Origin of the sequence: Xanthomonas sp. 3058 (assembly GCF_014199765.1) — a bacterium.
Taxonomy (GTDB): domain Bacteria; phylum Pseudomonadota; class Gammaproteobacteria; order Xanthomonadales; family Xanthomonadaceae; genus Xanthomonas; species Xanthomonas campestris_B.
This window is the reverse complement of sequence record NZ_JACHOF010000005.1, coordinates 43345-62698: the sequence shown is the minus strand read 5'-3', so window position 1 is coordinate 62698 and position 19354 is coordinate 43345. Positions and strand designations below refer to the sequence as shown.

Below are 19354 nucleotides of genomic sequence, written 5' to 3'. Positions count from 1 at the left end.
CGCGCCCTGCAGCCCGTCCTGGCAGCATGCCCAAACGACGACGCCCCGCGCAAGGCGGGGCGTCGTTGGCAGTGCACGCGATGTGCGCGGCTTACTTCTTCTTCGGGATATACAGATCGGTGATGGTGCCGTCGTAGACCTCGGCCGCCATGCCGACCGACTCGCTAAGCGTCGGGTGCGCGTGGATGGTGTGGCCGATGTCTTCGGCTTCGGCGCCCATCTCGATCGCAAGCCCGATCTCGGCCAGCAGGTCACCGGCATGCACGCCGACGATGGCACCACCGATGATGCGGTGGGTCTCTTCGTCGAAGATCAGCTTGGTGAAGCCTTCGGTGCGGCCGATACCGATCGCACGGCCACTGGCCGCCCACGGGAACTTGGCCACGCCGACCTTCAAACCCTTGGCCTTGGCTTCGGTTTCGGTCACGCCCACCCAGGCGATTTCCGGGTTGGTGTACGCCACCGACGGAATCACCCGCGCCACCCATTCCTTCTTCTCGCCGGCAGCCACTTCGGCGGCCAGCTTGCCTTCGTGAGTGGCCTTGTGCGCCAGCATCGGGTTACCAACGATGTCGCCGATGGCGAAGATGTGCGGCACGTTGGTGCGCATCTGCCGGTCCACCGGAATGAAGCCGCGCTCGGTGACGGTGACGCCGGCCTTGTCGGCGCCGATTTTCTTGCCGTTGGGCGTACGGCCCACTGCGACCAGCACACGATCGTAGGCGGTCGCCTGCAGACCGGGCTTCTCGCCCTCCACGGCCGCTTCGAAGGACACGGTGATACCGCTCTTGTCGGCGGTGACGTCGGTGGCCTTGGTCTTGAGATGGACCTCCACGCCCTGCTTCTTCAGGCGGTCGGCCAGCGGCTTGACCAGGTCCTTGTCGGCGCCCGGCATCAGCTGGTCCATGAACTCGACCACGGTGACCTTGCTGCCGAGCGCGCTGTACACCGTGGCCATTTCCAGGCCGATGATGCCGCCGCCGACCACCAGCAGGGTCTTGGGAATATCGTGCAGTTCCAGCGCGTCGGTGGAGTCCATCACGCGCTTGTCGTCCCACGGGAAGTTGGGCAGCTTCACCGCCTGCGACCCGGCGGCGATGACGCAATGCTCGAAGCGCAGCAGCTGGGTCTTGCCGTCGTCGCCGACGATCTCCAGCTCGTTGGGCGAGACGAAGCTGGCCACACCGGTGACGGTGCGCACCTTGCGCTGCTTGGCCATGCTGGCCAGGCCGCCGGTGAGCTTGCCCACCACTTTTTCCTTGTACTCGCGCAGCTTGTCCAGGGTGATCTTGGGCTGGCCGAAATCCACGCCGAAATCACCGGCATGCGCCACTTCATCGATCACCGCGGCGGCATGCAACAGCGCCTTGGACGGGATGCAGCCGACGTTGAGGCAGACGCCGCCCAGGCTGGCGTAACGCTCGATCAGCACCGTGTCCAGGCCCAGGTCGGCAGCGCGGAAGGCGGCGGTGTAGCCGCCGGGGCCGGCGCCGAGCACCACCATCTTGCATTCGATATCGGCCGGCTTGCCGCTGGCCAGCGCCGGCTTGGACGGCGCTGGTTCGGCCGGGGCGCGGTGCGACGGTGTCACCGGCGGCTTGCTGCCGGGTGCGGCGGCTGCGGGGGCCGCAGCAGGCGCAGCGGCCTTGGTCTCGGCCTTGGCGGGCGCAGCCGGTGCAGCGGCCTCGCCTTCGGTCTCCAGCAGCAGCACCACTGCGCCTTCGGACAGGTTGTCGCCAATCTTGACCTTGAGTTCCTTGACCACGCCGGCGGCCGAGGACGGCACCTCCAGCGTGGCCTTGTCCGATTCCAGCGTTACCAGGCCCTGGTCCTTGGCCACGCTGTCGCCGACGGCGACCAGCACTTCGATGACGGGGACATCGCTGTAATCGCCGATGTCGGGAACCTTGATTTCAATGACCGCCATTTGCTTCTCCTGTGGCTCAACCGGCCGTGCCGGCAAGCGTCTGCTGGAGTTCATCCAGCGACGATTCGATTTGGGTCCAGCGCTTGTCGCGCTTGTTTTCCTTGCCTTCGCTGGCTTCGATCAGCAACGCGGCCTGCTGTACCAGCAACTCGCCGGCGCCGCAGCCCGGACGCGTGCCGCTGTAGCGCACGCCCTCGACCTGGAACGACAGCACTTCGCCCTCGCTGACCGGCGCGGTGCGACCGGTCGGTGCCAGCCGGGTCAGTGCGTTGGTCCAGTTGCTGACCAGGCGCCTTGCCAAGGCCGCCGGAATCGGGATCTCGACCGTTTCCGGGGTCTGCTCGGTGCGCAACTGCACCGCGCCGCGATCGCTCTGGCTGACCCAGCTGTAGACGCGCTCGTCGGCGCGGCTATGCCGCAGGGTCCAGTCAGCGCCGTCCTTGCCCGGCACCAGCGACACACCGCTTTCCACGCCGCGGGTGGGCAGCGTGAGCAGGGTCAGGGTTGGCTTGGTAGCGCCGTCGAGCAGCGTGGTCACCGCGGTGCCGTAGTTGCCCACCGCCGGCGGCCAGCCGCGCCCGAGCGTGCTGCCGCACTCGCGTGCGAGTGCAGACGTCCACGGCAGCATGCTCAGCACGGCGATCGTCAGCAGCGCTGCTCTCACAGCAGGACGCGTCGCATGTCGGCCAGCACCTGGGCGAGATAGGTGGTGAAACGTGCAGCCAGCGCGCCGTCGATGACGCGGTGGTCGTAGCTCAACGACAACGGCAGCATCAACTTGGGGGCGAACTCCTTGCCGTTCCACACCGGCTGGATCGCCGACTTGGACACGCCCAGGATCGCCACTTCCGGCGCATTGATGATCGGCGTGAACGCCGTACCACCGATGCCGCCTAGCGAGCTGATCGAGAAGCAGCCGCCGCTCATGTCAGCCGGGCCGAGCTTGCCGTCGCGCGCCTTCTTGGCCAGCTCGCCGCTTTCCTGGGCGATCTGCAGCACGCCCTTCTTGTCGACATCGCGGATCACCGGCACGACCAGGCCGTTCGGCGTATCGGCGGCAAAGCCGATGTTGATGTACTTCTTCAACGTCAGGTTTTCGCCGGCCGCATCCAGCGAGGCATTGAACTCGGGGAATTTCTTCAGACCCGCGGCGCTCGCCTTGACCAGGAAGGCGAGCATGGTGAGCTTGATGCCCGCCTTCTCGTTTTCCTTGTTGAGGGCCACGCGCAGGGCTTCCAGGTCGGTGATGTCGGCCGATTCGAACTGGGTGACGTGCGGAATCATCGCCCAGTTGCGTGCCAGGTTGGCACCGGAAATCTTCTTGATGCGCGACAGCGGCTGGGTTTCGGTCTCGCCGAACTTGCTGAAGTCCACCTTCGGCCAGGCCAGCAGGTTCAGGCCGTTGCCGCCACCGGCCGGTGCGGCACCCGCTGCGGCCGGCACGCCTCCACTGAGTGCGGCCTTGACGAAGCGCTGCACGTCTTCACGGGTGATGCGGCCGCCCTTTTCGCTGCCCTTGAGCTGGTGCAGGTCCACGCCGAGCTCGCGTGCGAACACGCGCACCACCGGGCTGGCATAGGCCACCTTGGACGGCAGTACGCTATCGGCATCGAAGGTCACCGGCGGGCTGCTCGGGCTGCCGGCAGACGGCTGGCCGCCCTGCGCAGGTTGCGAGGCGTCGCTGGAGCGCGCGCCCTGCACCTGCGCGATCTCGCGCTGGGCCAGCTTGTCCGGCACCGCAGACACGGCGACCGGCTCGACCTTGCCGGATGTTTCGGAGGTTTCGGTGGTGGGCTTGGCCGGCGACTGCGCCGCACCGGCGCCGCCATCGCTGGCCGCGATGATGGCGACCACATTGCCCTGCGACAGCGTGTCGCCGACCTTGACCTTGAGTTCCTTGACCACGCCGGCGGCCGAGGACGGCACTTCCATCGTGGCCTTGTCCGATTCCAGCGTGACCAGGCTCTGGTCCTTGGCAACCGTGTCGCCGACGGCGACCAGCACTTCGATCACCGGGATGTCGGTGTAGTCGCCGATATCGGGCACGCGGGCTTCGACCAGGCCGCCTTCCGAGGACGCGGCTGGCGCAGCCGGCTCGGCCTTGGCGGCAGGCGCCGGCGCGGCAGCGGGCGCAGCCTTGGCCGGGGCGGCAGGCGCTGCGGCCGGTGCGGGTGCGGCTGCGCTGTCGGCACCGGCATCGGCATCGGCCACTTCGATCAGCGCCACCAAGGCGCCCTGCGACAGCGAATCGCCGACCTTGACCTTGATCTCCTTGACCACGCCGGACACCGACGAGGGCACTTCCATCGTGGCCTTGTCCGATTCCAGCGTGACCAGGCTCTGGTCCTTGCTGACCGTATCGCCGACCGACACCAGCACCTCGATTACCGGGACATCGCTGTAGTCACCGATATCGGGGACAAGTGCTTCCTTGATTTCGGCCATACGGGGAACTCCGGCAACAGAATGGGGAAACCCCTATTGTGGCCGGCTGCGGGCCGCAGCGCCAACCATTGCCGTGGAAAAAATCGCACGGCCGGCGGGATGCAGCGTCTGCGCACGCAGATGCATGCTTATTTCGAGGCGCGTCGATCCACCCGCAACAGTTGCAGTGGCTCGCCCGAGGGCAAACGATACGCCAGCGCATTGTCCAGCCCATCCAGCGCTTCGACCCGTTCGCACAGGTGCTCGGCGCGCGGCCGCAACGCGCGCGCCTGCGGCTCGATCAGGCGCTGGATGCGCGTCTCCACCCCGTCCAGCGACCGCAGCTGCACGTCGTTTCCGCTCAACGCCGACTGCACCGCACCGGCGACGACATCGCCGATCAGCTGCGGCAGCAGTTCGGCCACCATCGCGCCGATGTCGTCATCGATATCGATCGAGGTGAGCTGATTCTTGCCGAAGCTCTGCTTCAAGCGCGTATCGAGCTTCTCGCGCACGCTTGCCAGCTGCACGCGCGTGGTTTCGGGGCTACGACTGAAACCGGCAGCCACTTCGCCGAGCGCGGTGATGGCGATATCGGCCGCTTCGCGCCCGACCTCCTGCGCCAGCGGCACTACCTCGCGGGTCTGGCGCTCGAACTGGATCAGGCGCGTGCGGTCGGCCGCATTCAACGCGACCCAGCGGTCGTCGACGAACAAGGCACCCTGGCGCATCACCAGCCGCTCGGGCGCGCCGGAGGATGCAGGCGTGCGGATCAGGATCAGGCTGCGCGGGTTGAGCGTGAGATCGTAGTCGCTGCTGACATTGCAGTGCAGATCGTCGGCCATTGCGGTGCCCACGCCACCCAGCATGCCTGTCAGCAGACCCAGTGCCATCGTCCATCGCTGCGTGATTGCCATCGGTTCGCTCCGTGATGTGCGGGGACTGCAGCATGCATGCGATCGCCACACCGCTGCCCGTGCCGGACGCTGGCATGACTTCTGGCGCGTGGTCGATGCCGGCAGTGCAGAGCACACCGCCGACGCGGCGCTTGTCCGGTCTTTTCGCCTTTCGCTAGGCCAGCGCATCGCATAGCGGCTGCCAGGCCTCGCACAGGCGCGGCAACGACCACGCGGCATTGGCCGGACTGGTCGAGGGCAAGGCCCATACCGGCACTGCCGGCACACCGACCGGTAGCTGCGGTTGCACATACCGATGCCAGGCCTGCGCCGCAGCCGCGCCATTGCAGGCAATCGCGCGCAACTGCGGCAGTGTCGGGAGCACGCTGGCCAGCGGATTGACCACGATGCTGCCCGCCACGATGGCGGTGTCCAGGCTGCCGCGCCGCTCGCATTGGCCGATCACGTCCCACAGGCCGACGCCGCCTTCGGTCAGCATCTGCAGCCGCACTGCATACGCCGATCCTGCGTCGATGCCCAACACCGCCTGCATCAGCGGCCAGAATCGGTTGCGCGGGTGTGCGTAGTACCTGCGCGCCTCCAGGGAGGCATTTCCCGGCATCGAGCCCAGCACCAGCACGCGGCAATCGCTGCGAATGTGCGCTGGAAGGCCTTTCAACACGTTGTTTTTCGTCACGGCGGTCGCATCTGCGTGAATGTCTTTTTCAGCTTGCATGTCGTAACCACGGCCTTCTTCGGAAACTTGCTGAACAAACGAAATTTTAGCGAGCCGCAGGTAGGCGTGGATTCAGATTTTCGGGAATAGCTTTGGCGCGGCCCACTCCACGGGCCTAAACAAGAAAACGAGGAGACCCCCAATGCGTTCCATTTCCATCCTGAGCCTGGCCGCCGTATCCGCACTTGCGATTGCGCCGTCTGCGTTTGCACAAGACACCACCTACACCGGTGACACCTCCTCGACGTCCACCAGCGCCGACAGCGCGTCTGGCAAGCATTGGGCAGTGGTCGGCGGTGTCGCTCTGATCAAGCCGAAGAACGACCCGGCTCCTGGCCTGGACGTCGATGGCGGCCCGGCGCCGACGCTGAGCGCCAGCTACTACATCAACGACAACTGGGCCGTTGAATTGTGGGGCGCCGCCGACAAGTTCAACCACCGTGTCAACGCCGATGGCGTGGGCAAGCTGGGCACCGTCGAGCAGCAGCCGATCGCCATCAGCGGCCAGTACCACTTCGGCCAGGCCGACAACGTGTTCCGTCCGTTCGTGGGCGTGGGCTACTACGAGTCGAACTTCAGCAACGAGAAGATCGATGCGGCGTCGACCACCGGTCAGCACGTGGGTCTGGACACCGCCAAGGGTGTCATCGGCACCGTCGGTGTGGACATGAACATCAACTCCACCTGGTTCGCACGTGCCGACGCCCGCTACATGCGTTCGCGTCCGGAACTGCGCGTGGGCGGCCAGGGCACCGGCAGCGAGCTGGAACTGGATCCGTGGACCGTCGGCTTCGGTGTCGGCGCGCGCTTCTAAGCACGTCCGATCCAGCGACTTGTCAGTTGAGAAAACGGGCCGAAAGGCCCGTTTTTTTGCCTGTAATTCGCGGTGCCCCATCCATTTCGAAGCGCTGACTTGCCCGCATGGCGCGGGTGCAAGCACAGAGCGTGATGCGCCATGCCCGTGCGATGCCATCCGCCGCCCCATGTCACCGGCAATGCAGCACCAACCGAGCACCGACAGCTGCTGCGCTGCGAGCGCCAGTTCACCGCCAGTAAACGCTGCCGCGCAGGCGCGCGCTGCGCCAGCGCCACCACAGCAAGGTGGCATAGGCCAGCGCATACCCCAGCAGCACGCCAGCCGCGCCCAGCAGACTGGCGTGACTGAGCCAGCCGTCAGTAGGCCAGGCGACACCCTGCCAGGTGCTGCGCCAGCCCTGCACCATGCCGGCGATCACCCGCACCACCACCAACGCCGTCAATGCCAGCACCAGCCACAGATTGGGCCGGTAGAACAGACCCTGCTGGGTGCGCTCGAAGCGGGTCAGGCGCAATGCCAACACCCCCAGGGCCAACCCGCAGGCCCAGCCGAAGGCGCCATGGCTGATCGCGCCCGGCCAGAACGCCGCAGCGATCAACGCGAAGATCACGAACAACACGTTGGACAGCGCGGCCGACACCAGGTTGATCATCAACAGCCACCCGCGCGCCTGCCGACGCGCGGTGCCGACCCGAAAGCGTTGCACCAGCGACAATGGAAACAGCACTGCAAACACTGCCAGGGCGATGATCACGGCCAGCGGAATGGCAAGAAGAAGTGGCATCGGATGCTCGGTTGCGGTGAACAATTGGCTGACAACACGTCACCCTGGCAGCCGTCAGCCCGGCGCAGGCGGCGCGCACTTAACCCACCGTGCACGCGTGGTGGAGGCCGGACCGGCAACGACTGCGCCTGACGACAGGTGCGGCCTTGTCGATGACCGCGCCAAGCGTGGGTGGCGTAGCATGGCGCGCCGTTGCCATGCCTCTGCGAACAGTACGCAGCCGGTGCGGTGTCCGTTTGCTCCACGCCGACGCCGGGCGCCGATCACGCCCGTCGCTGGCGGCGTATGCCTGTTGCTGCGCCTTTAAAAGGCGGGCAACACCGCGCCCTTGTACTTCTGCTCGATGAAGGCCTTCACTTCCGGGCTGGTCAGGGCCTTGGCGAGTTTCTGCACGCGCGCATCGTCCTTGTTGTCCGGGCGGGCCACCAGGAAGTTCACGTACGGCGAGTCCTTGCTTTCGATCGCCAGTGCGTCGCGGGTCGGATTGAGGCCGGCGTCGAGCGCGTAGTTGGTGTTGATCAGCGCCAGATCGACCTGATCGAGCACGCGCGGCAGCATCGCCGAATCGAGTTCGCGGAATTTCAGCTGCTTGGGGTTCTCGACGATGTCGCGCTGGCTGGACAGCGCATTGGTCGCATCCTTGAGTTTGATCACCCCGGCCTTGTCGAGCAGGATCAGCGCGCGGCTGTTGTTGCTCGGGTCGTTGGGAATCACCACATCGGCGCCGGTGGGCAGGTCCGCCAATGCCTTGAACCGGCGCGAATACGCACCGAACGGCTCGATATGCACGCCGACCACGGTCACCAGCTGGCTCTTGCGGTCGCGGTTGTAGGCATCCAGGTAGGGCTCGGTCTGGAAATAGTTGACGTCGATCTGCTTCTGCACGACCTGGTCGTTGGGCTGCACATAGTCGTTGAACACACGCACATCCAGCTTGACGCCCTGCTTGGCAAGCAGCGGTTCGACCACCTCGAGGATTTCGGCATGCGGCACCGCCGTGGCGGCCACGGTGAGGGTGTCACCGCCGCTACTGCCACCACTGCCGCCGCAGGAAGCCAGTGCCAGCGTGGCCGCAGCCAGGAGGGAACGAAACGCGAATGTGCTCATAGAGGGGTCCGTGGGAGGAGGAATGCGGCACTGCCGCAGGCATTCAACCTAGCAGACACTGCGTGCGACGGCGATGCGTGGGCCGGGGTTCGCCGGTGGATGGGCCATGCGCGACGGCGCGCCCATGGGCGGCGATGCGATGTCCCAACACAGCGAGCGACCGCGATGCGCCTGCCGCCGACCCTGCCGGACGGCGCCGGCCGCCCGTGCCCCTCAACGCCGGCTGTAACGCGCCACCAGCCAGTCACCCAGCATCTGCAGCAGCTGCACCAGCACCAGCAAGGCGATCACGGTGATCAGCGCGACATCCGAATGCGAGCGCAGATAGCCTTCGCGGTAGGCCACATCGCCCAGCCCACCGGAGCCGATCGCACCGCCCATCGCGGTGAAACCGATCAGCGCGATGGTGGTGACGGTGGCCCCGGCGATCAGACCGGGGCGCGCTTCCGGCAGCAGCACGCGCAGGACCAGTTGGCGGGTGGTCGCACCCATCGCCTGGCTGGCCTCGATGATGCCGCGATCGACCTCGCGCAACGCGGTTTCCACCAGGCGTGCATAGAACGGCGCGGCGCCGACCACCAGCGGCAGGATCGCCCCGCGCACGCCCAGCGAGGTGCCCATCAGCATCAGCGTGAGCGGAATCATCGCGATCATCAGGATGATGAAGGGCACCGAGCGCAGCAGGTTGATCACCGCCGCGAGCGCACCGTACAGCACCGGGCGGCGGCGCAGCTGCGGGGCGCCGCACAGGAACAGCGCAACGCCCAGCGGCAGGCCGATCAGCAGCGTCAGCGGCAGCGCGCCGGCCAGCATCAGCAAGGTATCGAGGGTGGCCTGGCCGATGTCGCCCCACTTGGCGGCATCGAGATTGCGGAAGAAACCGCTGGCGGTGGCGATCAACAGATTCATACGCGCAGATCCTCCACGTGCACGCCGGCGGCGACGAAGCCGGCGCGTGCCGCGTTATGGTCGCCGCCGGTCAGGGCGACGATCAGCTGGCCATACGGGGTGTCCTTGATGCGGTCCACGCGCCCGGACAGGATGTTGTAGTCCACGCCGGTCTCGCGGGCGATGCGGCCCAGCACCGGCTCGTAGGTGCCGTTGCCCAGGAAGGTCAGCCGCACGACGCGCCCACCCACCGCGGCGAAATCGCGGTGCAGTTCGGCTTCGTCCACATGCTCGGCTTCGGACACGAAGCGCCGGGTGGTGGCGTGCTGCGGATGCAGGAACACCTCGGTCACCGGGCCGGTTTCCACCAGCTTGCCGGCGTCCAGCACCGCGACGCGGTCGCAGACGCGGCGGATCACGTCCATCTCGTGGGTGATCAGCACGATGGTCAGGCCCAGCTCGCGGTTGATCTGCGCCAGCAGCTGCAGCACCGAGGCGGTGGTCTGCGGGTCCAGCGCGCTGGTGGCCTCGTCGCACAGCAGGATCTGCGGGCGGGTGGCCAGCGCGCGCGCGATGCCCACGCGCTGCTTCTGGCCGCCGGACAGTTGCGCCGGATACTTGTTGGCGTGCTGCTCCAGCCCGACCCGCGCCAGCAGCTCGGCCACGCGCGCATCGATCTCCGCGCGCGCGGTGCCGGCCAGTTCCAGCGGGAACGCCACATTGCCGGCCACGGTGCGCGAGGACAGCAGGTTGAAGTGCTGGAAGATCATGCCGATACGCCGGCGCAAGCTGCGCAGGCCCTGGCGGTCCAGCGCGGTGACGTCCTCCTCGCCGATCAGCAGGCGCCCGCCGCTGGGTTCTTCCAGCCGGTTGATCAGCCGGATCAGCGTGGACTTGCCGGCGCCGGAATGGCCGATGATGCCGAACACCTCGCCGGGGCCGATCCGCAGATCGAGCGGATGCAGCGCCACGATCTGGCGCCCGTCAACGGAATAGGACTTGTGCAGCCGCTGAAACTGGATCACCGCGCATGACCGGCTTGGGGGGTCGTGAAGCCTACCAGTCAATGTTCACAACCGGGAGTCGGGATTAGGGATTGGGGATTCGCAAGGACAACGGCATTCCTGCTGTTGCCAATCCCGAATGCCGAATCCCGACTCCCCAATCACAGCCTATCCAGCGGCGGTGGGCGATCGGCATGACGTATCCGCTCCCGACGCAGCAGATACAGCCCGCTGGCGACGATGATGCCCGCGCCGGTCCAGGTCCAGCTGTCGGGCAGGGTCTGCCACAGCAGCCAGTCCCAGCCGATCACCCAGACCAGGCCGGTGTATTCCAGCGGCGCGATCATCGACGCTTCGCCGCGCAGGAAGGCCTGGGTCAGCGCGATCTGCCCCAGCGCCCCGGCCAGGCCCATGCCGGCGATCAGCCAGGCGTGCTCGCCCCGCAACGGCACCCAGTCGGGAATGGCCAGCAGGCCGGCGCCGATCGCCATGAACAGCAGAAACCACACAACCATCGCCTGCGGAGTGTCGGTGCGGGTCAGCAGACTCACGGTGATGGCCGCGATGGCGTAGGCGGTGGCCGCCAGCAGCACCATCAGCCCGGGCAACGAGATCAGCCCGTCCACGCCCGGGCGCAGCACCACGCTCACCCCGACCAGGCCGATGCCAATGGCCGTCCAGCGCCGCGGCCCGACCCGCTCGCCCAGCAACGGTACCGACAGCGCCGCCACCAGCAACGGGGCGACGAAATACAGCGTGTACGCGGTCGATAACGGCATGCGCTTCAAGCCGTAGACGAAGCAGCCGATCATCACCATGCCCAATACCCCACGCAGCAGGTGCAGCCCCCAGCGCACCGGCACGATGGCACGCGCACCGGCAGTGGCGAACACCCACACCAGCACGAACGGCAGCGAGGCGGCGCCACGCAGCAAGGTGACCTGCAACGGCGGGTAGTGCGCCGACAGCAGCTTCATCCCCGCATCCATCAGCGAGAAGCAGGCCACGGCGGCCACCATCCAGGCGATGGCGGGAAGCGGAGAACGGGTGGTGGGCATGGCGCATTATCGCCGCGCTTGCAGGCAGGCCGCCAACACCTGCATCGACAGCGCGCACGACGCGATGCCATAGAATGGCGGCTGTTTATAAAGAGCAGGAGCTTTGCATGCCTTCCTTCGACGTGGTGTCCGAAGTCGACAAGCACGAACTGACCAATGCGGTGGACCAGGCCAATCGCGAGCTGGATACGCGGTTCGACTTCAAAGGCGTCGAGGCCAGGTTCGAGCTGGAGGACGGCAAGGCGATCAACCAGTCCGCGCCCAGCGATTTCCAGGTCAAGCAGATGACCGACATCCTGCGCGCGCGCCTGCTGGCACGCGGCATCGACGTGCGTTGCTTGGAGTTTGGCGACATGGAAACCAATCTGGCCGGCGCGCGCCAGAAGGTCACCGTCAAGCAGGGCATCGAGCAGAAGCAGGCCAAGCAACTGGTGGCCAAGTTGAAGGAAGCCAAGCTCAAGGTGGAAGCGCAGATCAATGGCGACAAGCTGCGCGTGAGCGGCAAGAAGCGCGACGACCTGCAGGACGCGATGGCGCTGCTGAAGAAGGCCGATTTCGAGCTGCCGCTGCAGTTCGACAACTTCCGCGACTGAGTGCGGCGCAGTGCGCGTGATGGTCGACGAGTGCGTGTGTGTGTGCAGATGCCGAGCCCCGGGTACGCGCACAGCGTGCAAGGCCGGCGGCGTAAGCGCGCCGACCGCGCCCACCCTCGTCGGTTCGCAGGCTTAGCCGGCAACGATGCGTCGCCTGTTCGCCCGCCTGTTGCAGCGTCCGCGTGTCAGCGGGCAGGCGCAGGCACCGCGCGGTGCTGCGGCACACACGGCCACCGCGCACGCGCAGCCGCGCATCGAAGTCGGCTCGACCTTGCACACGATGGCAGAGCTGGACCCGGTGGCGGCGGCCGCATTTGCCGATGCATTTGCCGTGGAGATCGAGCAGTCCATCGCAACCTGCGCGCTAGGCGATGCCGCCACTCCGCAGGCCAAGGCGCTGGAACAGATCCACGCCTTGAAGAACACGATTTCGCTGACCGGCTCTCAGCCCTTGCTGAAGGCATGCGACCAGCTACGCGGCGATGTGGGTCGCCACGTGCCGGGCGACACGCTGGCGCACCGCTTCACCGCCATTGCCACCGCCGCAGGGTTACTGGTCAGGCACTATCGACGCATGCTCCCTCCCGATGACACGAGTCCTCATGTCTAGCACTCCCAGGCGCGCGGCGCCCGGACTGATCCTGGCCGCCCGCCAGCTGCGTAACGACAGGCTGGTGCAGCTGTTCGACGCGTTTCTGGAATACCGCGCATGCCTGGGCCGCGTGATCGTGCAGACCATCGCCACGCTGTGGTGCCTCGCCTGGCTCTACGGACCGCAGCCGGTGCTGGTCGCCGATGCGAAATCGGTCTTCCCCACCGCTGTGACGCTGTGGGTGGTCGCGGTGGTGTGGATGGTGCTGGTACGACGCAAGATCATCCCGCAGGGCGACTGGCTGGATGCCCTGGGCTTTGCGATGAACCTGCTGTTCATCGGCATCCAGATCTACCTCGCCTTCATCCTGCTGATGGCGTTGAACGCGTTTGTACCGTTCATCACCATCGTGGCGGTGGCCCGTTACGGGCAAAAGGCGGTCCTTCCAACCTTGCTCAGCACCTTCGTGCTGATCGTGCTGACCGCACCGGCCGGCTACTGGTTGTCGCGGCCTGCCTACTTTGTGTACGCGCTTGCGTTCAGCATGCTGTTGCCGTTGCTGGTTGCGCGCATTGTGACCGCGATGCAGGAAGTGGCGCAGCAGGCGCTGGCATCCCGCGATGCGCAAAGCCGCTTCATCAGCACCATGAATCACGAATTGCGTACGCCGTTGAATGCGGTCATCAACTGCGCGCAGCTGATCGACACCGACAGCATGCCGGCCGCGCAACGCAACCTGTTGCAGGCAGTGACGGTCAACGCGACCGCATTGCGCCATCGTGTGAATGACGTGCTCGACGTGGCAAGCATCGACGGCGGACGACTGCAGCTGCACAGCAAGCCATTGAGCCTGCTGGACGTGGTCACCACGGTAGAAGCCATCTGCGCCACGGCCGCCTCCACCAAGGGCATCACCCTGGACGTGCGCGTGGAGGCGCAAACGCCGCCTGTGCTGGGCGACGAAGGCCGCATCGAGCAGGTCATCAGCAACCTGGTCATCAATGCAATCAAGTTCACACCGGCCGGCGGCGCGGTCGATCTGCGGATCGCAGCGACCCAGGCACACGATCGCGCGCGCATTGCAGTGACCGTCACCGATACCGGCATCGGGATTCCCGACGACCGGAAGGCCGACATCTTTACGCCATTCACCCAGCTCAGCACCGGTTTCAACCGCATCGAAGGCGGCGTCGGGCTGGGCTTGTTCATTGCGTTGTCGGTGTCGGACGCGATGGGCGGCACGCTGACGGTGCACGACAACCCGGGGGGCGGCAGCGTCTTCCGCTGGACGTTCGAGCTGCCTGTCGCCACGGCCGAGCACAGCCACAGGCTCGACCTGCGCGATGCGCTGGCGCTGCATGCGCAGACGGTGCCGTCGCTGCATTGCCTGGTCTTCGAGGACATGGATACCAACCGCTTGGTGATCGGCAACCTGCTCACCCGCGCCGGCCACCGGGTGAGTTTTCATGCCGATGGCACCGATGCGCTCGCGCGTATCGGCGAAGCGGCGCCGGATATCGTCTTTCTCGATCTGCACATGCCTGGCACCTCGGGTTGGGACGCGCTGCGCCAGGCGCGCGACGCGATCACCGCATTGCCGCCAATCATCGTCCTGACCGCCGATACGCGTCCCGATTCGATGCGCGAGGCCTCCGCCGCCGGTACTGCCGGCTATCTGTCGAAACCAATCAATGCACACGAACTGCTGGCCATCCTCACCCGACATGCCGCCCATGCATCGCACCGACCTCAAGCCGGGTAACGCGGCGCGTTGCCACTGGCACTACGCCACGCAGACCGCCACGCCGCTGGTGCTGCTGTACCTGCACGGCTTCACCGCCGGCCCGGGAGAGGCCGGCGCGTTGCCCGAGCAGATGGCCGATGCCTTGGCTGCAAACCTGTACGTGCACCGCTGGCCCGGTCATGGTTTCAACGCGCCCGAGGCGATGCAGGGACTCACGCCCGCCGCGCTGCAGGCGTCGGCGCTGGAAGCCTTGGCGCAGGCGCAGCGCCTGGGCGAGCGCGTGGTCATCGTCGGCTCGTCGATGGGCGCTGCGCTGGGCTTGTGGCTCACCGCACATCGCCCGGACGCGATCGCCGCCGTCATCGCGTGGTCGCCGGCCATCCAGGCCACCGACCCTGCCCTGCTCGACCAGGTCTGCGCCGCGCAACTGCCGCTGACCGATCCACGCCCGCGCACGCCTGCCGAATTGGCGTTCTGGTCGCAGGCTGTGCACCCGGACGGCTTCCGCGCCCTGCGCAGCCTGTTCGCTGCCAATGCCGCCGATCCACCGTGGCCACGTGTGCATTGCCCGGTCTTTATGGGCTACTACCGCGCTGCCAATGGCGACGAAGATCCCAGCGCGTCGGTGCCCGCAATGCTGGAAATGTTCGCTGCACTGGGCACCGCACCAGCGCGCAAATCGGCCGTTGCCTTCGACACCGGCGCGCATGCCGTCGGTTCGCCGCACAAGACACCGCTGGCCGGCACCGTGGCGCAGGCGTCGGTCGATTTCTTGCGCGCCCAGCTTGGCGGCGGCACCACGCACGCCGACAGCCGCTAGAGCGACAGCAGCGTCGCGCGATGGCAAAGCGCGCGCCTGCGGTTCGTACTGCCGTTCATGCCTGCCAGATAGGGCAAGCGCACGCGGCCACGCCTGCAGCGATCGCATACACTGGCCCGCCATCACGCCGCCGCCACGATGACGTCCACGCCTTCCACCGATCCGTTGACCGCCACCCGCACATGGATCGAGCGCGCGGTGATCGGCTTGAACCTGTGCCCGTTCGCCAAGGCGGTCTACGTCAAGCAACAGGTGCGGCTGGTACTCAGCGACGCCAGCACGCCCGAAGCACTGCTGGAGCAACTGGCCGAAGAACTGGTGCTGTTGCGCGATACGCCGGCCGAGCAGATCGACACCACCCTGATCGTGCACCCGGACGTGCTCACTGACTTTCTGGACTACAACGACTTCCTCGACAACGCCGATGCGGCAGTGGACGCGCTGGATCTGCAAGGGATCCTGCAGGTGGCCAGCTTCCACCCGGATTATCAATTTGCGGGCGCAGCGCCGGACGATGTGGCCAACTTCACCAACCGCTCGCCCTTCCCCACCCTGCATCTGCTGCGCGAAGACAGCGTCGAGCGCGCGGTGGCGGCCTACCCGGACCCGGACGTGATCGTGGAGCGCAATATCCAGACCCTGGAACGCCTGGGTCACGCTGGCTGGGAGCGGGTATTGAACGGGGCCGAGCACTGATCCACCCAGGCCTCGGCGCGCAGTTGCCGGCCGCGCAACGACGTCCCGCGACGACCACAGCGCACCGGTTACAGTGCCGGTGAATTCATTGTCACGGTGCGCAGATGTCCTTGATTCCCGCTATTTCCGCATGGAACCCGTCACCGCTGCAGGATCGCGTGGTGGTGATCACCGGCGGCGCGCAAGGCATCGGGCGCGGCATTGCGCAGGCGGTGCTGGGTGCCGGCGGCAGCGTGGTGATCGGCGACCTGGATGCGGCGGCCGGCAAGGCCTGCGTGCAGGAGTGGGCGTTGCCGCAGCGCAGTGCGTTCGTACGTTGCGATGCCGCGCGCCAAGCGCAGGCCGCACGCCTGATCGCCACCGCACTCAAGCGCTTCGGGCGACTCGATGGCCTGGTCAACAACGCCGGCGTGCCCGATCCGCATGTTGCGCCATTGCCGCAACTGGACTGGGACGAATGGAACCGGCGCCTGTCGAGCCTGCATGGCGCGTTCCTGTGCAGCAAACAGGCCTTGCCTGCATTGGCGCAGGCCGCAGGCGGCGGCGCGATCGTCAATATCGCCTCCACCCGGGCCTGGCAATCCGAGCCGCATAGCGAAGCCTATGCCGCCGCCAAAGGAGGTCTGGTCGCGTTCACCCACGCATTGGCATTGAGCGAAGGCCCGCAGGTGCGCGTCAACAGCATCAGTCCGGGCTGGATCAGCACCGAGGCCTGGCGTGCGCCGCAGCGCCGGCGCGCGCCCAAGCTGTCGCGTCGCGACCATGCGCAACACCCGGCCGGGCGCGTGGGCACACCCGAAGACATCGCGCAGTTGGCGGTCTATCTGCTGTCGCCGCAGCTGTCCGGCTTTGTGACCGGGCAGGACTTCATCGTCGATGGCGGCATGTCGCGCAAGATGCAGTACGTCTGAGGATCTGCAGCGCAGTTCGCTTAACCTCTGCCCATGCCTCTCGAAGATCGCCGAGAGCGGCATACCCGCCAGCGCAGCGACCTTGCCTATGCCTGTTCGCCGCGCCCGAACAAGACTTCCAGATCGCTCGCCTCCAACGCACGCCATTGCCCGGACGGCAGACCGTCCAGCGACAGCCCGCCGATGCGGCTGCGGTGCAATGCCGCCACATGATTGCCGGCGGCAGCGAACATGCGCCGCACCTGGTGGTAGCGGCCCTCGTGCAAGGTCAGGCGTGCCTGGCGTGGGCCGAGCACCTCCAGTTCGGCCGCCAGCAGCGGCTTGGTTTCGCCTTCCAGCAGCAGCGTACCGCTGGAAAACAGCGCCGCTTCGTCGCCACGCAGGTCTTCGGCCAGGGTGACGTCGTAGACCTTGTCCAGCGCCGACTTGGGCGCAATGATCCGGTGCAGCAGCGCACCGTCATCGGTCATCAGCAACATGCCACTGGTCTCGCGATCCAGCCGCCCCACCGGCGCCAGCACCGGCGCGCGCGACCGAAAGCGCGGCGGCAGCAATTCGTAGATCAGCCGGCCGGTGTCCTTGGTCGAGCAGGTGTAGCCGCCGGGCTTGTGCAGCAACAGGCTGAAACCTGGTGGCGGGTCGAGTGGTTCGCCATCGATGCGGATCGCCGCGTGCTCGACCTGGTCGTCTGCGTACAGCACCTCGCCATCGGCATCGGTGACCGCGCCCTGGCGAAACAGCTGGGTCACCTGCTTGCGGCTGCCGTAGCCGAGATTGGCGATGTGCTTGACCAATTTCATGCGCGCGCTCCACGCCCGCGGATGGCGGAGATCAGCTTGAACCCATCGCGTTCGGCGGCCACGCGCACCTGCCCGAAGCTCTCGTTGAGCACGTATTCGTAAGGCAGGTGCCGGTTGGCGACCAGCAATAGCTGCCCGCCCGGGCGCAACGCCTGCGCGGCCACCGCGATGAAGCGCTGCCCGATGTCCGGGCGATCGGCACGCGATGGTGTGTGGAACGGCGGATTGCTGACGATGAAATCGTACTGCGCCACCAGCCCGGCGGTCACGTCGTGCCAGTGGTAGTGCAGTTGCGCCGGATGCGCGATGGCCTGCAGATTGCGCTGCGCCAGGGTCAGCGCACGCGCCTCGGCCTCGTACAGATCCAGCGCGGTGACCTTGGGGCAACGCGCCAGCACTTCGGCCGACAGATACCCAAAGCCGGCGCCCAGATCGGCGCCATGTCCGGCCAGGGTCGTCGGCAGATGCTCGACCAGCAGCGCAGAGGCAGGATCGATGCGATCCCAGGCGAACACGCCGGGGCGGCTGACGAAACGCCCGTCCAGAATCTTACGCGGCGCATCCAGTGCGGCCCAGCGCGCTTGCAGCTGCGCATCGGTGTCGGCAGGCAGCGGGGCGCTCCAATAGGTGCGGCAGTGGTACTTGGTCAGGCTGCCGGCCAGACCGGTGAGCTGACGCAGATCGGCTTCGCCCGAGCGCGCACCTTCGTTGTTGGACTGGCAGGCCACCACCCGGCCGCCCGGTGCGGTCAGCGCCACTGCGCGTGCAAACAACGCACGCGCTTCTTCGCGCTGGCGCGGCGGCAACACCAGCACCAACGCGTAGCGGGTGCTGTCGGCTTCGATGGCGCTCTCTTCGCGCACGGTCCAGCCGCTACGCTCCAGTGCCTCGGCAAACGGCCGGAAGCTCTGCTCGCAGGTCAGCGCCTGAGCGCTCGCGTGCTCGCGCAACGCGAAGCCGTCGCGCGCGCGCAGAAACAGGACCGGCCCCTCGGGCCACGGCAGTACGCCCTGGGCAAAGGGCAGGAACAGGGCTTGAAGCGGAGCATCGTGCGGGCCAGCCATCGGATCATCGGGTCAGGAACAGGCGGCCATTGTAAGGGACCGCTGCCGACGACCTCGCCAACGTTCGACACCGCGCGCTTTCCATTGCGTGACACACGAACGCAATGCCTTCCAATGTCTACACGGACTATTGATGCGTACGCAACATTCGCCCACCTAGGCTGGACGCAACGCCAATAGCCGGAGAGACGCGATGCGAGCCTTGTTCGTCGGGGGTGTTGTCGACAACAGCGAAATGGATCTGGACGACACCACGCCACCGCTGCATTACCCCGAAAACACCGGCGCCGGCCGGCCACGTTATCGCCTGCATCAAGTCGGCGAGCGCGACGATGGCAGCTTGGCCTACGCGGTCTACGGCGCGCCGGAAATGGACGACGATGCCATCAGCCGCATTACCGAAGAACGGGGTTATGCACGTCGCTTCAGCGCATCACCGGAACCACCGCGTTGATGCAGCGCCATTGGGCCGCGTGGGAGGTGTCTGGTGTCG

General features: G+C 66.7%; 20 protein-coding genes. 8 read left to right on the top strand and 12 right to left on the bottom strand.

All coding sequences use genetic code 11. From position 1 onward, the window contains the following. Nucleotides 1-91 precede the first annotated feature (91 nt). From lpdA to GGR61_RS08995, 5 genes are all read right to left on the bottom strand, one after another. Entirely contained in the window at nt 92-1927 is a 1836-nt protein-coding gene (gene lpdA, locus GGR61_RS09015; RefSeq protein ID WP_184621188.1) for a dihydrolipoyl dehydrogenase, read from the bottom strand. Between the two features lie 16 nt (nt 1928-1943). Beyond that, nucleotides 1944-2591, bottom strand: a complete 648-nt coding sequence (locus GGR61_RS09010) for a hypothetical protein (RefSeq protein WP_184621187.1) — start codon at nt 2589-2591, stop codon at nt 1944-1946. Next, entirely contained in the window at nt 2588-4372 is a 1785-nt protein-coding gene (locus GGR61_RS09005; RefSeq protein ID WP_184621186.1) for a dihydrolipoyllysine-residue acetyltransferase, read from the bottom strand. The genes GGR61_RS09010 and GGR61_RS09005 overlap by 4 nt, the downstream gene beginning before the upstream one ends. A 128-nt stretch (nt 4373-4500) precedes the next feature. Further along, entirely contained in the window at nt 4501-5268 is a 768-nt protein-coding gene (locus GGR61_RS09000) for a DUF2884 family protein (RefSeq protein ID WP_184409157.1), read from the bottom strand. A gap of 154 nt (nt 5269-5422) precedes the next feature. Then, the gene (locus tag GGR61_RS08995; protein ID WP_184409158.1) at nt 5423-5983 is read right to left on the bottom strand and encodes a DNA-deoxyinosine glycosylase; all 561 of its coding nucleotides are present in this window, start codon (nt 5981-5983) and stop codon (nt 5423-5425) included. Nucleotides 5984-6125: 142 nt separating this feature from the next. Here GGR61_RS08995 and GGR61_RS08990 point away from each other — a divergent pair, with 142 nt between their 5' ends. Then, nucleotides 6126-6797 (top strand): OmpW family outer membrane protein, encoded by a 672-nt coding sequence (locus GGR61_RS08990; RefSeq protein WP_184409159.1) that lies wholly within the window; start codon nt 6126-6128, stop codon nt 6795-6797. A 229-nt stretch (nt 6798-7026) separates the two neighbouring features. On the opposite strand, the gene GGR61_RS08985 is transcribed toward GGR61_RS08990, so the two are convergent. The 5 genes from GGR61_RS08985 to GGR61_RS08965 all read right to left on the bottom strand — a co-directional run bounded on the left by GGR61_RS08985 (nt 7027) and on the right by GGR61_RS08965 (nt 11641). Next, complete coding sequence (locus tag GGR61_RS08985) at nt 7027-7584, bottom strand: DUF1453 domain-containing protein (protein WP_184409160.1); 558 nt, start codon at nt 7582-7584, stop codon at nt 7027-7029. A 303-nt stretch (nt 7585-7887) separates the two neighbouring features. Next, nucleotides 7888-8691 carry a MetQ/NlpA family ABC transporter substrate-binding protein gene (locus GGR61_RS08980; protein ID WP_184409161.1) on the bottom strand — a complete coding sequence of 268 codons (804 nt, stop codon included), beginning with the start codon at nt 8689-8691 and terminating at the stop codon, nt 7888-7890. A 213-nt stretch (nt 8692-8904) separates the two neighbouring features. Beyond that, on the bottom strand, nt 8905-9600 hold the full coding sequence (locus GGR61_RS08975) for a methionine ABC transporter permease (RefSeq protein WP_184409162.1): 696 nt from the start codon (nt 9598-9600) through the stop codon (nt 8905-8907). Beyond that, the gene (locus GGR61_RS08970; protein ID WP_184409163.1) at nt 9597-10604 is read right to left on the bottom strand and encodes a methionine ABC transporter ATP-binding protein; all 1008 of its coding nucleotides are present in this window, start codon (nt 10602-10604) and stop codon (nt 9597-9599) included. Before GGR61_RS08970 ends, GGR61_RS08975 begins: the two co-directional genes overlap by 4 nt. A 140-nt stretch (nt 10605-10744) precedes the next feature. Further along, complete coding sequence (locus GGR61_RS08965) at nt 10745-11641, bottom strand: DMT family transporter (protein ID WP_184621185.1); 897 nt, start codon at nt 11639-11641, stop codon at nt 10745-10747. 107 nt (nt 11642-11748) lie between these two features. On the opposite strand from GGR61_RS08965, the gene GGR61_RS08960 reads away from it, so the two are divergent. The 6 genes from GGR61_RS08960 (at nt 11749) to GGR61_RS08935 (ending at nt 16997) form a co-directional block, all read left to right on the top strand. After that, nucleotides 11749-12234, top strand: coding sequence for a YajQ family cyclic di-GMP-binding protein (locus GGR61_RS08960; protein WP_016903460.1), 486 nt, complete (start codon nt 11749-11751; stop codon nt 12232-12234). 145 nt (nt 12235-12379) lie between these two features. Further along, the gene (locus GGR61_RS08955; protein ID WP_184409165.1) at nt 12380-12844 is read left to right on the top strand and encodes a hypothetical protein; all 465 of its coding nucleotides are present in this window, start codon (nt 12380-12382) and stop codon (nt 12842-12844) included. Beyond that, nucleotides 12837-14588, top strand: a complete 1752-nt coding sequence (locus GGR61_RS08950) for an ATP-binding protein (protein WP_184621184.1) — start codon at nt 12837-12839, stop codon at nt 14586-14588. Before GGR61_RS08955 ends, GGR61_RS08950 begins: the two co-directional genes overlap by 8 nt. Continuing rightward, entirely contained in the window at nt 14560-15390 is an 831-nt protein-coding gene (locus GGR61_RS08945) for an alpha/beta fold hydrolase (RefSeq protein ID WP_184621183.1), read from the top strand. The genes GGR61_RS08950 and GGR61_RS08945 overlap by 29 nt, the downstream gene beginning before the upstream one ends. 138 nt (nt 15391-15528) lie before the next feature. Then, nucleotides 15529-16086, top strand: coding sequence for a DUF1415 domain-containing protein (locus GGR61_RS08940; RefSeq protein ID WP_184409168.1), 558 nt, complete (start codon nt 15529-15531; stop codon nt 16084-16086). Nucleotides 16087-16190: 104 nt separating this feature from the next. After that, on the top strand, nt 16191-16997 hold the full coding sequence (locus tag GGR61_RS08935; RefSeq protein ID WP_184409169.1) for an SDR family oxidoreductase: 807 nt from the start codon (nt 16191-16193) through the stop codon (nt 16995-16997). 86 nt (nt 16998-17083) lie between these two features. Here GGR61_RS08935 and GGR61_RS08930 read toward each other — a convergent pair whose 3' ends face one another. Together GGR61_RS08930 and GGR61_RS08925 are read right to left on the bottom strand one after the other, a co-directional pair. Continuing rightward, a complete protein-coding gene (locus GGR61_RS08930; protein WP_184409170.1) occupies nt 17084-17797 on the bottom strand; it encodes a pseudouridine synthase in 714 nt (237 codons plus the stop codon). After that, entirely contained in the window at nt 17794-18861 is a 1068-nt protein-coding gene (locus tag GGR61_RS08925) for a class I SAM-dependent methyltransferase (protein ID WP_184409171.1), read from the bottom strand. Before GGR61_RS08925 ends, GGR61_RS08930 begins: the two co-directional genes overlap by 4 nt. Before the next feature lie 193 nt (nt 18862-19054). On the opposite strand from GGR61_RS08925, the gene GGR61_RS08920 reads away from it, so the two are divergent. Continuing rightward, complete coding sequence (locus GGR61_RS08920; RefSeq protein ID WP_326520271.1) at nt 19055-19315, top strand: hypothetical protein; 261 nt, start codon at nt 19055-19057, stop codon at nt 19313-19315. The last annotated feature ends 39 nt before the right edge of the window (nt 19316-19354 follow it).

What these genes read in the sequence shown, in the direction of transcription:
- GGR61_RS08985 (WP_184409160.1), bottom strand. Translation starts at nt 7,584, where the DNA reads ATGCCACTTCTTCTTGCCATTCCGCTGGCCGTGATCATCGCCCTGGCA.
- GGR61_RS08935 (WP_184409169.1), top strand. Translation starts at nt 16,191, where the DNA reads ATGTCCTTGATTCCCGCTATTTCCGCATGGAACCCGTCACCGCTGCAG.
- GGR61_RS08930 (WP_184409170.1), bottom strand. Translation starts at nt 17,797, where the DNA reads ATGAAATTGGTCAAGCACATCGCCAATCTCGGCTACGGCAGCCGCAAG.
- GGR61_RS08980 (WP_184409161.1), bottom strand. Translation starts at nt 8,691, where the DNA reads ATGAGCACATTCGCGTTTCGTTCCCTCCTGGCTGCGGCCACGCTGGCA.
- GGR61_RS08990 (WP_184409159.1), top strand. Translation starts at nt 6,126, where the DNA reads ATGCGTTCCATTTCCATCCTGAGCCTGGCCGCCGTATCCGCACTTGCG.
- GGR61_RS08945 (WP_184621183.1), top strand. Translation starts at nt 14,560, where the DNA reads ATGCATCGCACCGACCTCAAGCCGGGTAACGCGGCGCGTTGCCACTGG.
- GGR61_RS08960 (WP_016903460.1), top strand. Translation starts at nt 11,749, where the DNA reads ATGCCTTCCTTCGACGTGGTGTCCGAAGTCGACAAGCACGAACTGACC.
- lpdA (WP_184621188.1), bottom strand. Translation starts at nt 1,927, where the DNA reads ATGGCGGTCATTGAAATCAAGGTTCCCGACATCGGCGATTACAGCGAT.
- GGR61_RS08940 (WP_184409168.1), top strand. Translation starts at nt 15,529, where the DNA reads ATGACGTCCACGCCTTCCACCGATCCGTTGACCGCCACCCGCACATGG.
- GGR61_RS08965 (WP_184621185.1), bottom strand. Translation starts at nt 11,641, where the DNA reads ATGCCCACCACCCGTTCTCCGCTTCCCGCCATCGCCTGGATGGTGGCC.
- GGR61_RS09005 (WP_184621186.1), bottom strand. Translation starts at nt 4,372, where the DNA reads ATGGCCGAAATCAAGGAAGCACTTGTCCCCGATATCGGTGACTACAGC.
- GGR61_RS08950 (WP_184621184.1), top strand. Translation starts at nt 12,837, where the DNA reads ATGTCTAGCACTCCCAGGCGCGCGGCGCCCGGACTGATCCTGGCCGCC.
- GGR61_RS08955 (WP_184409165.1), top strand. Translation starts at nt 12,380, where the DNA reads ATGCGTCGCCTGTTCGCCCGCCTGTTGCAGCGTCCGCGTGTCAGCGGG.
- GGR61_RS09000 (WP_184409157.1), bottom strand. Translation starts at nt 5,268, where the DNA reads ATGGCAATCACGCAGCGATGGACGATGGCACTGGGTCTGCTGACAGGC.
- GGR61_RS08995 (WP_184409158.1), bottom strand. Translation starts at nt 5,983, where the DNA reads ATGCAAGCTGAAAAAGACATTCACGCAGATGCGACCGCCGTGACGAAA.
- GGR61_RS08920 (WP_326520271.1), top strand. Translation starts at nt 19,055, where the DNA reads ATGCGAGCCTTGTTCGTCGGGGGTGTTGTCGACAACAGCGAAATGGAT.
- GGR61_RS08975 (WP_184409162.1), bottom strand. Translation starts at nt 9,600, where the DNA reads ATGAATCTGTTGATCGCCACCGCCAGCGGTTTCTTCCGCAATCTCGAT.
- GGR61_RS08925 (WP_184409171.1), bottom strand. Translation starts at nt 18,861, where the DNA reads ATGGCTGGCCCGCACGATGCTCCGCTTCAAGCCCTGTTCCTGCCCTTT.